Raw genomic sequence first — 12,788 nt, 5'->3', positions numbered from 1 at the left:
AACTTTCAGATTATGAACTTGACTAAACTTTTGCCCGTGCGGTATGCTGGCGGTATTGGAAACAACTGCAACGCTCTGAAAGGCGTAGGACAGCTAACCCGTGCGGGTTTTATATTCCTTAAACTTTCAGATTATGAGTGTAAACACCCTTTCAAAAGAAACAGAATTGCGGTTAACCAATTTCTTCAGCAATTCGATTGATCCTGAACTAATGGCAAAAACCATCAGGAAACTAAATTATATCCTCGCCTTAAGCATAATGCGGGATTGCGAAACCCTCGAAACCGAAAAAACAAACCTCGAACAAGGTTTTTATTGGTTGAATGAATTAGCAGAAATTCTAAATCCTTATCTGGATGTTGAATAAGTAAGAATGAGAAAAGCCACTTTAAGTGGCTTTTTTTATTTTATGAGATTATCTGTTTGTTGAAAACTGTGTCTAAATGATATTCGAGAAATTCTTTTCTAGGTAGATATTTTTGAGGAGCAATTATTTTTTGATTCTCAAGTGAATAAAAGTATTTATTATAAAATTCAGCTTCTTTTTTCCTCTTGATTGAATCAGAAAATATTATTTCATGGTTTGTATTAATTCCAATTAATCCCTTGTCAAAAGCTTTATCATAAAGTGCAGAAAAGCAAATTCCGTTTTCAGGATTTAATCGATGTTCTTCATTTTTAGACCAAGGTATTATATGACTGGCTAATAAAAGTTCAGGGATATCAATTCCTGTAATTGCACATTTATTATTATAATTTGATAAAACCATTTGTCTAAAAACGGATTGATTTACTCTTGTCTTTACTGCTCTTCTAACATCTTCTCCTTTTAAGTCTTTTGTGTCAAAAAGGATATCTTCAAATTTCTTTTCAATCGAAATATGTTCTTTTTGTGCAAGGATTTCTTCGCTTAAGAAAATTAATTCTTCTTGATTTTCGTAAAATTCATTCCAAATAGGTTGAACAATCTTTTTACCTCCATCCATTCCTTTTATTCCTCTTGCTTTTAATACAGGATCAACGCTTGCAAAGTTTGCTAGGCGTAATGCAATTGACCCAGGAGTTCTATCAATTAAATTTGCTAAGTGAATAATATCTTTATTAGTACTGTGTGTTTTTCCAAAGGGAATTTTCAAGTATAAATTAAAGGCAAGAATTAATTCTTCTTTTGTCCAAAGTCTTAGTGGTGGCATTTATTCGTTTTTGGTATCTTCAAATATAAATATTTAGAAAATAGTAAGAGGAAAGAATTAAATGAATTTAAAAATGCTCTTATGAAACCAAAATCCCTAGCCCTGATGGGAACGGCATCCTTTTGTGCCGGTGTTCGGCACAAAAGATAAAGTGGACAGCAGGAAATAGCTCCTTAAAAATTAAATTACAATATTTTTAAATTACAAATTCTAGGTGGCAAAAGCTCTTTGACTTCGCTCAGAGTGACAAATTTTTGGCGAGTTTCTTTTGTGATTGCTTTCGCCGCGGCGAACAGGTCTTTCCTCGCAATGACTATTTATCCTTCTTCCCCCACTTAATTTTCATTTTTCCTTCATCGTCCAGCGCAATTAAATGCAGGACAATTCCGCGGTCGCGGACGGCGTCGCGTTCGGCTTTGGTGGCGAGTTTGATGTCGTTTTTGGAGTTTCGGAGTGGGATGGTGAGGGCGAGATTGGTGCCTCGGCCAAAGGAATAAATACCTTCGGCATCGAGGTTTAAGACGCTGGAACTAATTGTGAAATTATTGACATCGATTTGCTCTCCGCGCAATTTAAGTTTGCCGGATAAATCGCTAAACGTGATATTCTCGACATCACGAAACGGAAAGGCAAACTTGCCAATTTTTACGATAGGCTCAAAGTTGAGCAAAGCGCCCTGATTGACATTGAAAGTCAGATTACCGTGCATAGAATTGGTGATCAGCTCGCCATTGCTGTTGATAAATCCGGTAACATTGGCCTGACTGCTGAGTTTTCCTTTGATATTATTAGGACTAAAAGAGGTAACGCCAAAGTTGTTGAACGACTTTAAGAAACTCGCAATATCAACCTTGTTTACCTGCGCGTTGGAGCTAAAGGCAAAGTTTTTTCCGCTTGGTTTTAGTTCGCTGTTAAACGTGATGCTTCCGCCGGAAGTTTGCAGCGATCCGTTTTTAATAACCAATCTGGAATCGATCATCTGGACGGTTGCGGTGGTATTGGTTGCCGTTAATTTGTTGTAATTGATTTTGTCGGCTTTGATGTCGATTACTACAGAGCATTTGTCGATTACGGTTCTTAAATGATTTGAAATCGTGGGTCTTTTGGTGGTTTTGGCAACGGCTTTTGTTTTCTGGGAAGTCGCCAAAACGCCCAGGAATTGTTTGATGTCAATATTGGGGCAATAGATTTTCCAGTTTACGATCATTTTTTCGGGTGCATCGTAATAAAGGTTCAGGAAATTGTCAATTTTTCCTTCGATGAAAATCGTATTCTTATTATGTTTATAGGTAATTTGTTTGATTAATAAGGCTTTCTCGGTAAAATCAAGATGTATGTTGGTTTTTACGGCGTGCACATTCTTTGGGATATAATGAAACGAGGCATCATCGACATCGACTTTACCAATAAAACGAGGTTTGGTGATGTACAAATCGACAATATCAAACTGAAATTTCAGATTGGCTTTTGCGTGTCCGGCTGAAAACTGAATCCATTTGTCGTTGCTGATTTGGTTGAGTCTTTCGACATCAAAATCTGAACTTACGTTTCCGGTTGCAACTGGTTTTTCGAGATTATTAATGGCCAATTGCGGAATGGTAAGCGGAATATTCTCGTATTCGCCCGCAAATCTCGTCAGGATAATAGCCGAGTTGGCGTCGTTGTAACCGTCTTTTGGTTTGAAATTGTTGGTAAATATTCCTTTGAAATTACATTTTTTGATTAATCCGTCAGGAATACTCAATTCGTTGTCTTTTATAATGGCCTGAACGACAATTTTGGGATCTCCTTCGGCATTAAAATCTCCTTTGATATCGCAATTGACATCGATGGATTTACTTAGATTAAAGCGATTAAGTTTCGAACTAATATTTCCGGACAATAAATTCGAAGCATTTTGCCATAAAATTGTAGTCCCAATATTGATTCCGAAAAGGGCATTTCCTTTGGCCAGATTAAAAAAAGCGATAATATCAAAAGAGTCTGTTCCTATTTTTAGATTTCGGGTTACGACATCAATTTTTTCCTTTTTAGCAGAATACGAAACATTAAAAGTTCCTTTGAGTTCTTTTTCTTTGGCGAAACTGCCATGTACGGTATTAAAAGCTAAACTCTTTATTTGCGTATCCAGAAAAACATCGGTTTGCCAGTCGCTGCCGTCGTAATCTACTTTGGTTTTTAAACTCGAAACATCAAAATCAAATAATTTATGCCCAAGGCGATTGTCCAGAATAAAATGAACATTGTTGAGGTCGATTTGGTCAACGGTAGTTTCCCGATCTGATTTATTTTCGGGCGATTTTTTCTTTTTGGGTTTAAAGATATCGGCGTTCGAATAGCCGTCTTCGGCTTTATACACATAAATATTGGCGTCGTTGATGAGAATTTTATGAATGTTGATTTCGTTTTGCAGTAAACTCCACACATTCAAACGTGCTTCGACTTCAGTAGCTTTTAGTAAAGTATGTTTGTGTGTCGCCCATTGATTGTCTTTGAGCTCGACATCTTTTAAAGCTAAAGTAAAATTGGGAAAACCGGTTAGAAACTTATAATGAAAATCGCCAATGTGAAACTGTCCGTTAATATTTTCGTTAATTTTGGTATTGATCCTGGCAATGATTTCGGTTTTATTTTGATTAAAATAAATCGACAATCCGCCAGACGCAATCAATAGTAATGCAATGAGTCCTAATACGAAAAAGCCAAAACGTTTGGCATATTTTTTAAATCGAACCGATTGAAGGAAGTTTTTTATATGAAGTAAAATTGCTGACATCTCGAAGAATTTTCTGGATTATTAAAGATAAGCTAAAAAACTGAGGTTATTTTAAAAAGATGGCTTTCAATATATGTAAGTTATAACTTATTTTTCAAAAGCATGGGAATCATATAATAAATGACAATGCATTTATAATTAAAACTAATTTAAGAATGGTGTTTCATTAGTATTTAATTTTTAAATTTGTACTCTAGTTTGAAACGAAACAATTCAGACAATAATTTTAAAAGAAAAGAAATTATGGCATTAGCAATAACAGATGCTACTTTTGATGAAGTAGTTTTGAAATCAGATAAACCAGTAATGGTAGATTTTTGGGCAGCATGGTGCGGTCCTTGTAGAATGGTTGGTCCAATCATTGACCAAATCAGCGAAGAATACGCAGGTAAAGTAGTTGTTGGTAAAGTCGATGTAGATGCAAACCAGGAATTCGCTGCAAAATATGGTGTGCGTAACATACCTACCGTTTTGGTTTTTCATAACGGTGAAGTAGTAGGAAAACAAGTAGGAGTTGCTCCGAAACAAACCTACGCAGATAGTTTAGACGCTTTGTTGTAATCGTAAGATTATGATTTATATAAAAAAGGTTTGGCGAAAGTCAAGCCTTTTTTATTGGCTTGATTTTAAAGGTTTTTTGTCACAAATTTCACGAATTAGCACTAATTACTTTGAGCTTAAGATGCAATTTCACAAATTAAAAATGTGGTTTGTTTTTACCACAAATTTCCGCAAATTATTTATTTTGATATTGCTCAAAAAAGTTGGCCACAGATTAAAAGATTTTTACAGATTATAAAAATCACTTTAATATCTATGGCCAAAAAATAGAGTAAATTTTAATTCGTGCTAATTCGTGAAATTAGTGGCAAACTTTTATCGTAAAGGTAGTGCCTGAATCTTGCTGAGAATTGACTTCGATTTTGCAATTTATAGCTGTGGCGAGATCTCTTATTAGATGCAATCCTAAACCGGATTTGATGCCTATAACTTCTGAATCATCGTATAACGCTTTGAATTGTTCCTGAGTTCCGCCGGGGCCGTTATCTGAAATGGAGATATATTGAACTTCGTTTTCCTGCCAGGCTTTCCAGATTATTTTTCCGTTTGGGGTTTTATCGAGTGCTTTTATGGCGTTTCCGGTAAGGTTTCGGATGATGGTTTTGAGGTAATTTTCATCGGTGTTTAAGATGATATTTTCAGGATCTTCAAATAAAATTTGGATATTCTCGATACCTGAAAAATGCTTTTGGGTTTCTTCGAATAAAACCGTTATCGGAATTTCTTTAAAATGAGGTTTGAAGTTTTCCATTTGGCCTTTGCTCCATAATAGAATGTCTTCCATTGAGGATAATAGATTCTCGGCTCCGGTAATGACTTTGCTTTGCATTCGTGCGGCCATTTCTTCATCAATCAATTCCGGGTTTTCTTTTTGAAGATGTAGAAAGTGAATTAAATTCGAAACCGGACTTCTTAAATCATGATTCAAAATACTAAAGAAGCGTGCTTTTATTTTATTGGCTTCGTCTAATTGCTGATTTAAAAGTTGTAATTTTTCATTGGTTTTTTTACGGTTTTGGTTTTGTCTGAACAATAATAACCCAATGATGCCCACGAGAATTAATCCTGAAATTAAAAAGATACGTTGTTTTTTAGCTTCCTGAATCTGAATGTTTTTGATGGTATTTTGAGTCGAAAGGTTTTTGATTTCCTGTCCTTTGGTTTTGTTTTGATAACGTGCTTCGGCATTGGCGATATTTTGTTTCGCCGATTCCTGCATCATTTCGTCATTGTATTTGCTGTAGATTTCGTTGTAATAAAATGCTTCTTTCCAAAGCCCTAATGCCGCATAACTTTGGGATAGTTTTTTATTGATGCTTACAAAGGATTCTTTGTCGTAGGTTAGAGCATTTTTTGATGCTTTTTTTAAGGTTTCAATAGCTTTTTTGTATTCTCCTTTTTCATACAAAACTCTTCCTAATACAGTATTAGCTTCCATCAAAATTTCTTCATCGTTTGATTTTTGTCCAAACAAAACCGCTTTTTTAGCATAATTGTAGGCCGTATTTGTTTTTCTTTCGTTTATATAATGGTCAGACATACTGCGGTTAGCAAAACTCAAATTGAGAAACAATGAATCTTTAGCGGTTGGATAAGTGTATATTAAGTTGTAGTATTTTTGAATACTATCTGGTTTTTTTAATGCGACAAAGCTCTGTAGGTAATAATTGCATAAAAAAGCATTTACATAAGGGGAATTTTTAACATAAGGTTTTGCTTCGTTTAAATATTCAATTGCCTTGCTGTATTGTTTCATTCTTGTATATGAACTCCCAATTTGTAAATAGGAAATTCCAATATTCTCTAAATTTATTTTGTCTTTTTTAAGGAGTTTTTTATATGTTATGGCCTTTAATTGATATCCAATAAAAGCCTCATACTTAGAATTATTTTGGTAATATTCAGCTAAACTTCCATTTAACACAGCTTTTGAATAATTACTTTTGGTTGTGTCAAGAATTTGCTTAATGTAATTAATTAAGGCTTTTCCCTTCACAGTATCCTGAATAGAATAATAAATGTAATTAAGGCGCATTAAAGCCGATGTTTCATTTTTTAAATGATGGGATTTTTGAGCATATTTCAATGATTTCTCATAATTAATCAATGCTTTTTCATATTGATTATTACTGAATTCATAAGCTGTTCCAGTGTAAAGATAAAACCGGCTAAGATAAGCAGGATTGTTTTTAGAAAGTGAAACTCCCTTTTGAGCAGCAGATATAAGTTTCAAATAATCTTCTTTTTCTAAAAGAGTGTCAGTATATTTTAACCAGACTTTTAGTTTTTCATCCGGGCTTTGATATCGTGCCAAATTAGGTTCTTGCTGTGCCAAAACAGTTAAGCTGATGAAAAACAAAAACAAGAACCCTATTTTTTTCATGAGAATAGGTTTAGGTTTTCTTTGTAACTTCTTCCAACCGGAATGGTAATGTTATTGTTTAAAATAATTTCGGTTGAATTGATCTTTTGAATAAACTGTTTCTGAACCGCAAAACTTCTATGAATCCTGATGAAAGACCGAAAATGATCTTCTTTTAAAAGATTACCGATACTCGATAAAACACAATGTCTTTTTTTATCGGTTATAATTAAGGTGTAATCTTTTAAGGCTTCGAGGTATAAAATCTCATGCAATTTGACTTTTGTCTGATCGTGGCCTTCTTTGATATAAATAGTATCGCCGCCAATACTGGCTTCAAAAAGAGATGCTTTGAGTTTGATCTCCATAAATTCTTCGATTCGACTTACGGTTTGTGCAAAGCGATCCAATTTTAATGGCTTTACGATAAAATCTAATGTTTCGATTTCAAAACTTTCTACGGCATGTTCAGGATGTGCGGTTATAAAAATACAAACCGGAATTTCCAAGGCTTTTTTTCTAAACTCGATTCCGTTTAAACCCGGCATATCGATATCGAGGAATAAGATGTCGACTTTTTCTTTTTCGATAAACGGAAGCGTCTCTTCTGCCGATTCAAATACACCCAAAATATCCAGAACAGGAAATTTTTTGGCAAACGATAACACCGTAAGTCTGTCTATTTCGTCATCGTCGATGATAATACACGTGTATTTTTTGGTCATTTGATTCGGTTTTATGTCGTCTGTCTATTTAAAATGTCGTCTGTCTATTAGTGGTTTTTCGCCCCGTTTTAATCCTGCAAATTTGTCTCGTAATTAAGTCTCAGATAAAAAGAAACGTTCTTTTACTATCAGTTGACCTTTGCAAAAATAATGTTATTGAATTAAATAAGAATCATTTAGCCCAATTTAAAACCAAAATTATTATGAAAACTTTAAAAATCATTTTTACCATTTTATTAGTTGCTATTTCTACCATTTCCTGCAGCAGTGACGATGGAAAAGACGGAATCGATGGAATCAACGGTACTAACGGTACTAACGGAACAAACGGAACAAACGGAACAAACGGAGCAACAGGAACAGCAAATGTTATTTACAGCGCCTGGATAACTGCTCCAACAGCAGTTGCAGAAACAATAGACGGAACTTCAGGAATGTCTACTTCTATTAATGCACCTGAACTATCAGAAGATATTTTAGCAAAAGGAACCATATTAGTTTATGTGTCTTTTGGATCAGGTACTTATACATTGCCTTATACATCAACAGCAGGTGGGTTTGTGAATACTATTACAGCTATTTCTACCGCGAAAAAAATCAAGCTATTCAGGTTTAGACATGATGCAGGAGGAACAGTAAATCTGCCAACAACACTTAGCTGGCGCTATATTTTGATTCCGGGAGGAGTTGCCGCTGCAACATCAAAAACAGCAAAACTGGATTACTCTAAAATGAGCTATGAAGAAGTTTGTGCGCGTTTTAACATTCAGCCATAATTCTTAAAAGGAAACTAAATAAAAGGAATTCAATCTATTAAACGAAAGAAGAACCAAATAATTAAATTATCATGAAAACTTTAAAAACCATTTTTACGATTTTATCAGTTGCATTATTAACTATTTCATGCAGCAGCGACGACGACAAAGATTCTGTTAAATATAGTGAAGAAAATCCTCTGGATGCTTATTTGGTAGGTTCAGGATTTAGCCAAAAGGCAGTCGATGTAAAAAACTCAGGAATTTACGAATATGGCTTTAGCTTTAAACCAACGGTAACCGGAAAAATAAATTCTTTAATTGTAAAGATTCCGGATGTAAATAGTGCTTTAAGAATCACTTTATGGGATGCAGCGACTAAAACAGTTATAAAATCTGAAACTATAAATGTTGCAACAGCAAATGTTACGGTCGAAAAAGCGATAACACCAATTGCACTTACAAAAGACAAAGAATACTTTTTTACCGTAAACAGTGATGACTGGATTAACAGAACAAAAACTGACGGATCAGCAGCAACTTATCCAATTGTAGCCGGAAACATTACTATTACAGGTTATGCGTATATCTCAAGCACAGCTACAGAAACAATTTTTCCAACAAATGCGCGTAACACCTATTATGCGGGAGATATGACGTTTAAATTTCAGCAAACACAATAATTTTATTTTTGGATAGTTAGAATTAGTATGTTTGAAAAGGTCTGGCGCTAGTCAGGCCTTTTTTATGTCTTTTTTTTGCCACGAATTTGCACGAATTATTTATTTTAATGTTGTTTAAAAAGTTTGCCACTTTCGATAGCTATCGGGAGTGGCTAAAAGAATTTTAATTCACGCTAATTCGTGAAATTCGTGGCTAACTTTTTTTTATTTTTACAAACCTAACATTCCCTTAAAAATGAAAATTTTCTACAGCCTTCTTTGTGTTTTTGCAATTGCTATATCTGGTTTTTCTCAATCGAAACAAAAAGAAGTACTTGTTTTAGAAAACGGTGTTTCAGAACAACTGGCTATTTTTCGTAAACATCAAATCTCAAATGTAACTTACGGGCTTTCGTTTGAAATTCCGCAGCAAAAACAGCAGGAAATCAATTCGAATCTGACTTTAAACCTGACAATATCAGATCTGAGTCAGCCTTTGTATTTAGATTTTAAAGAGAAAACTCAAAATATAAAATCTATCGAAGTAAACGGAAAAAGTACTGGTATTGTTCACGAAAAAGGACATATTGTTATTGTTCCTGAAAGTTTAGTTTTAGGAAAAAATACAGTTACTATTTTGTTTATAGCAGGAAATCTATCTTTAAACCGCAACGATGATTTCCTGTATACTTTATTAGTTCCGGATCGTGCGAGTACTTTATTTCCTTGTTTTGATCAGCCGGATATTAAAGCGACTTATAAGTTGAGTTTAACGGTTCCTAAAGATTGGACGGTTCTGGCTGGAGCCGATGTAAAAGAGAAAGCAGAGAAAGGCGATTTTACAGCTTATACTTTTGGGGAATCGGATAAAATGAGCACGTATTTGTTTTCATTTGTTGCCGGAAAATTCAAAAGTGTAACGCAGCGACCAGGAAACCGTGAAATGACGATGTTGTATCGTGAAAACAATGCTGAAAAAATACGAGTAAGTGTCGATACGATTTTTAGTTTACACCAGCAATCAGTAGACTTTTTAGAAAAATATACCAATTATAAGTTTCCATTTCAAAAGCTGGATTTTGCTTCAATTCCGGTTTTTCAATATGGTGGAATGGAACATGTTGGCGCGATTCAGTATAGAGAATCGACTTTGTTTTTGGATAACAGTTCAACCGACAGCGAAAAATTAGATCGTGCCAAACTGATTGCGCATGAAACCTCGCACATGTGGTTTGGGGATTTGGTTACCATGAAATGGTTTGATGATGTCTGGATGAAAGAGGTATTTGCCAATTTTATGGCAGACAAAATCATGAACCCGATTTTTCCGAAAGTCAATCATAATCTACAGTTTTTAACAGCGCATTATCCTAACGCTTACGCGGAAGATCGTTCGTTAGGCACGCATCCAATAAAACAGCATTTAGCGAATCTAAAAGATGCAGGTTCGCTTTACGGAGCCATTATTTACAACAAAGCACCAATAATGATGCGCCAGTTAGAAGCTTCGATGGGAAAGGAAGCTTTCCAGAATGGAATCGAAAAATACATTAAAAAATACGCCAACGACAATGCCGACTGGAATAATCTGGTCGAAATTCTGGATGCCGAAACGCCGCTCGACATGCAAAAATGGAGCGAAGTTTGGGTAAATAAATCCGGAAGAGCCATTTTTACCAATAAAATAGAATATAACGCCAAAAAACGAATTACAGCCTTTGAAATAAGCCAGCAATCCGAGGATAAATCAGAAAATGTATGGCCTCAGATTTTTGATGTTGGTTTAGTATATCCGGATCAGGTAAAAGTGATTAATGTTACTATAAAAGATAAAAATCTGTTGTTGAAGGAAGCAATCGGACTTGAAAAACCGCTTAGCATCATTTATAATTATAATGGTTTTGGTTATGGTATTTTTCCGCTTGACGGGAATATAACATCTGTTTTGAGTTTGAAAGATGAGGTAGCGAGAGCTTCAACTTATATTAATATCTATGAAAATACCTTAACGGGAAATGTTGCGCCAAATAAAGCTTTTGATTGTTTTATAAAAGGAATCCAGCAAGAAGAAAATGAATTGGTTTTAAAGATAATTACCAATCAAACAAGTACTATTTTTTGGAAATTTTTAACCCAAAAGCAACAAACCAAAGCACAAAAACAATTGGAGGATGTTTTGTACAAACGTTTACAAGCCAATTTGTCAAGCAATATCAAGAAGACTTTGTTTAATTTATTCAGTTCAATTGCCTATTCAGATTCGGCGAAAGCCAAATTGTATTCGTTATGGAATAAAGAAAAGGTGATTCAAAGCTTGAAATTAAACGAAGACGATTATACCAATATGGCCATGAATCTGGCTATATTTAAACATGCTAAAGCCGATGAAATCCTGAATAAAACCAGAACAACAATCACAAATCCGGACAAACAAAAGCGATTTGAGTTTTTGCTTCCTTCTTTGTCGAAAGATGAATCGGTTCGTGATGCTTTCGTAAAATCATTAAAAGACGATGAAAACAGGGAGAAAGAATCCTGGGTTGGGGTAGGTTTGGCAAATATCAATCATCCGTTGCGTCAGGAAAGTGCACAAAAGTATATTAGGTTTACATTAGATTTGGTCGAGGAAATCCAGCGCACGGGAGATATTTTCTTTCCAAAAGACTGGCTGAATAATACGATTGGAAAATATTCATCGAAATATGCTTTTGATGAAGTACAGCGATTCTTAAAAGAAAACCCTAATTTTAGTCCGATATTAAAACGAAAATTGTTGCAGGCGACAGACGGTTTGTACCGCGCACAAAATATTAAAAAAGAAACGGAATGAAAATCGAATCGGAAATAGAGAAAGTATCCAGTTTTCAGCACCTCGAAATGCTGGCGAATCAGGTTGTAGAAGGTTTTATATCCGGAATGCACAAGAGTCCGTTTCATGGATTTTCGGCTGAATTTGCGGAACATAAAGTCTATAATGCCGGAGAAAGCACCAAACATATCGACTGGAAATTGTTTGCCAAAACAGATCGTTTGTACACCAAACGTTATGAAGAGGAAACCAATTTGCGTTGCCATCTTATTGTCGATAATTCCTCGTCTATGCATTATCCGGAACTAAAATCAGGTCAGCCCTTTTATGAAAAGAAGATTGGTTTTGCGGTTTTGGCATCAGCAGTTTTAATGAATATCTTAAAGAAACAGCGAGATGCAGTTGGTTTAAGCGTTTTCTCAGACAGTTATGAATATTATGCCCCGGAAAAAGGAAGTGATCGCCATCATAGAATGCTTTTGAATAAACTCGAAGAATTATTACAACAGCCAAAAGTCAAAAAAACTACCGATACGATTACCTACTTGCATCAGATTGCAGAGAAAATGCACCGTCGTTCGATGATTATTATATTTACGGATATGTTTCAGTCAGAAGATGATGAGAAGCTGTTTAATGCCTTGCAGCATCTTAAGCACAACAAACATAAAGTGGTTTTGTTTCATGTCGTAGATAATGAAACAGAGCTGCAATTCGACTTTGATAACACACCACGAAAGTTTATTGACTTAGAATCTGGTGAAGAAGTGTCGATTTTTGCCGATAACGTAAAAGCAGAGTATGAAAAAAGGGCAGGGGAGTATTTTAAAAAATTGGCTTTGACGTGTGCAAAGAACCAAATTAAGTACGTTCCGGTGAATGTGGGAGATAATTTTGAAAAAATTCTGACTACATATTTAGTTGAAAAACAAAACTTTGGCTAAG

At 34.9% G+C, this 12,788-nt stretch carries 10 protein-coding genes; 6 read left to right on the top strand and 4 right to left on the bottom strand.

Features of this window, described 5'->3' with window-relative positions; genetic code table 11:
- Positions 1 to 133 precede the first annotated feature (133 nt).
- Positions 134 to 367: a hypothetical protein gene (locus ACQY44_RS11145; protein ID WP_428230430.1), complete on the top strand. Its 234-nt coding sequence runs from the start codon at positions 134 to 136 to the stop codon at positions 365 to 367.
- A gap of 40 nt (positions 368 to 407) precedes the next feature.
- Here ACQY44_RS11145 and ACQY44_RS11140 read toward each other — a convergent pair whose 3' ends face one another.
- Positions 408 to 1,193: an HNH endonuclease gene (locus ACQY44_RS11140; RefSeq protein ID WP_428230429.1), complete on the bottom strand. Its 786-nt coding sequence runs from the start codon at positions 1,191 to 1,193 to the stop codon at positions 408 to 410.
- 313 nt (positions 1,194 to 1,506) lie between these two features.
- The gene (locus tag ACQY44_RS11135) at positions 1,507 to 3,969 is read right to left on the bottom strand and encodes an AsmA family protein (protein WP_428230428.1); all 2,463 of its coding nucleotides are present in this window, start codon (positions 3,967 to 3,969) and stop codon (positions 1,507 to 1,509) included.
- A gap of 240 nt (positions 3,970 to 4,209) precedes the next feature.
- Between ACQY44_RS11135 and trxA the strand changes: the two genes are divergently transcribed.
- Positions 4,210 to 4,530 (top strand): thioredoxin, encoded by a 321-nt coding sequence (gene trxA / locus ACQY44_RS11130; RefSeq protein ID WP_262490194.1) that lies wholly within the window; start codon positions 4,210 to 4,212, stop codon positions 4,528 to 4,530.
- A gap of 301 nt (positions 4,531 to 4,831) precedes the next feature.
- Here trxA and ACQY44_RS11125 read toward each other — a convergent pair whose 3' ends face one another.
- Both ACQY44_RS11125 and ACQY44_RS11120 read right to left on the bottom strand, forming a co-directional pair.
- The gene (locus ACQY44_RS11125; RefSeq protein ID WP_428230427.1) at positions 4,832 to 6,913 is read right to left on the bottom strand and encodes an ATP-binding protein; all 2,082 of its coding nucleotides are present in this window, start codon (positions 6,911 to 6,913) and stop codon (positions 4,832 to 4,834) included.
- The gene (locus tag ACQY44_RS11120; protein ID WP_428230426.1) at positions 6,910 to 7,617 is read right to left on the bottom strand and encodes a LytR/AlgR family response regulator transcription factor; all 708 of its coding nucleotides are present in this window, start codon (positions 7,615 to 7,617) and stop codon (positions 6,910 to 6,912) included. The genes ACQY44_RS11125 and ACQY44_RS11120 overlap by 4 nt, the downstream gene beginning before the upstream one ends.
- Positions 7,618 to 7,820: 203 nt before the next feature.
- On the opposite strand from ACQY44_RS11120, the gene ACQY44_RS11115 reads away from it, so the two are divergent.
- The 4 genes from ACQY44_RS11115 (at position 7,821) to ACQY44_RS11100 (ending at position 12,787) form a co-directional block, all read left to right on the top strand.
- Positions 7,821 to 8,393 (top strand): hypothetical protein, encoded by a 573-nt coding sequence (locus ACQY44_RS11115; protein ID WP_428230425.1) that lies wholly within the window; start codon positions 7,821 to 7,823, stop codon positions 8,391 to 8,393.
- Positions 8,394 to 8,464: 71 nt separating this feature from the next.
- Positions 8,465 to 9,055, top strand: coding sequence for a hypothetical protein (locus ACQY44_RS11110; protein ID WP_428230424.1), 591 nt, complete (start codon positions 8,465 to 8,467; stop codon positions 9,053 to 9,055).
- Between the two features lie 235 nt (positions 9,056 to 9,290).
- On the top strand, positions 9,291 to 11,864 hold the full coding sequence (locus ACQY44_RS11105; protein WP_428230423.1) for a M1 family metallopeptidase: 2,574 nt from the start codon (positions 9,291 to 9,293) through the stop codon (positions 11,862 to 11,864).
- A complete protein-coding gene (locus tag ACQY44_RS11100; protein ID WP_428230422.1) occupies positions 11,861 to 12,787 on the top strand; it encodes a DUF58 domain-containing protein in 927 nt (308 codons plus the stop codon). The genes ACQY44_RS11105 and ACQY44_RS11100 overlap by 4 nt, the downstream gene beginning before the upstream one ends.
- Position 12,788 lies beyond the last annotated feature (1 nt).

It is taken from the genome of Flavobacterium sp. (assembly GCF_965277525.1).
Taxonomy (GTDB): Bacteria; Bacteroidota; Bacteroidia; order Flavobacteriales; family Flavobacteriaceae; genus Flavobacterium.
Note: the sequence above shows the minus strand (reverse complement) of the source record. Positions and strands in the feature narration are given on the sequence as shown.

Coding starts and splice junctions, on each gene's coding strand:
- ACQY44_RS11110 (WP_428230424.1), top strand. CDS start 8,465: ATGAAAACTTTAAAAACCATTTTTACGATTTTATCAGTTGCATTATTA.
- ACQY44_RS11100 (WP_428230422.1), top strand. CDS start 11,861: ATGAAAATCGAATCGGAAATAGAGAAAGTATCCAGTTTTCAGCACCTC.
- ACQY44_RS11145 (WP_428230430.1), top strand. CDS start 134: ATGAGTGTAAACACCCTTTCAAAAGAAACAGAATTGCGGTTAACCAAT.
- ACQY44_RS11135 (WP_428230428.1), bottom strand. CDS start 3,969: ATGTCAGCAATTTTACTTCATATAAAAAACTTCCTTCAATCGGTTCGA.
- ACQY44_RS11120 (WP_428230426.1), bottom strand. CDS start 7,617: ATGACCAAAAAATACACGTGTATTATCATCGACGATGACGAAATAGAC.
- ACQY44_RS11140 (WP_428230429.1), bottom strand. CDS start 1,193: ATGCCACCACTAAGACTTTGGACAAAAGAAGAATTAATTCTTGCCTTT.
- ACQY44_RS11115 (WP_428230425.1), top strand. CDS start 7,821: ATGAAAACTTTAAAAATCATTTTTACCATTTTATTAGTTGCTATTTCT.
- ACQY44_RS11105 (WP_428230423.1), top strand. CDS start 9,291: ATGAAAATTTTCTACAGCCTTCTTTGTGTTTTTGCAATTGCTATATCT.
- ACQY44_RS11125 (WP_428230427.1), bottom strand. CDS start 6,913: ATGAAAAAAATAGGGTTCTTGTTTTTGTTTTTCATCAGCTTAACTGTT.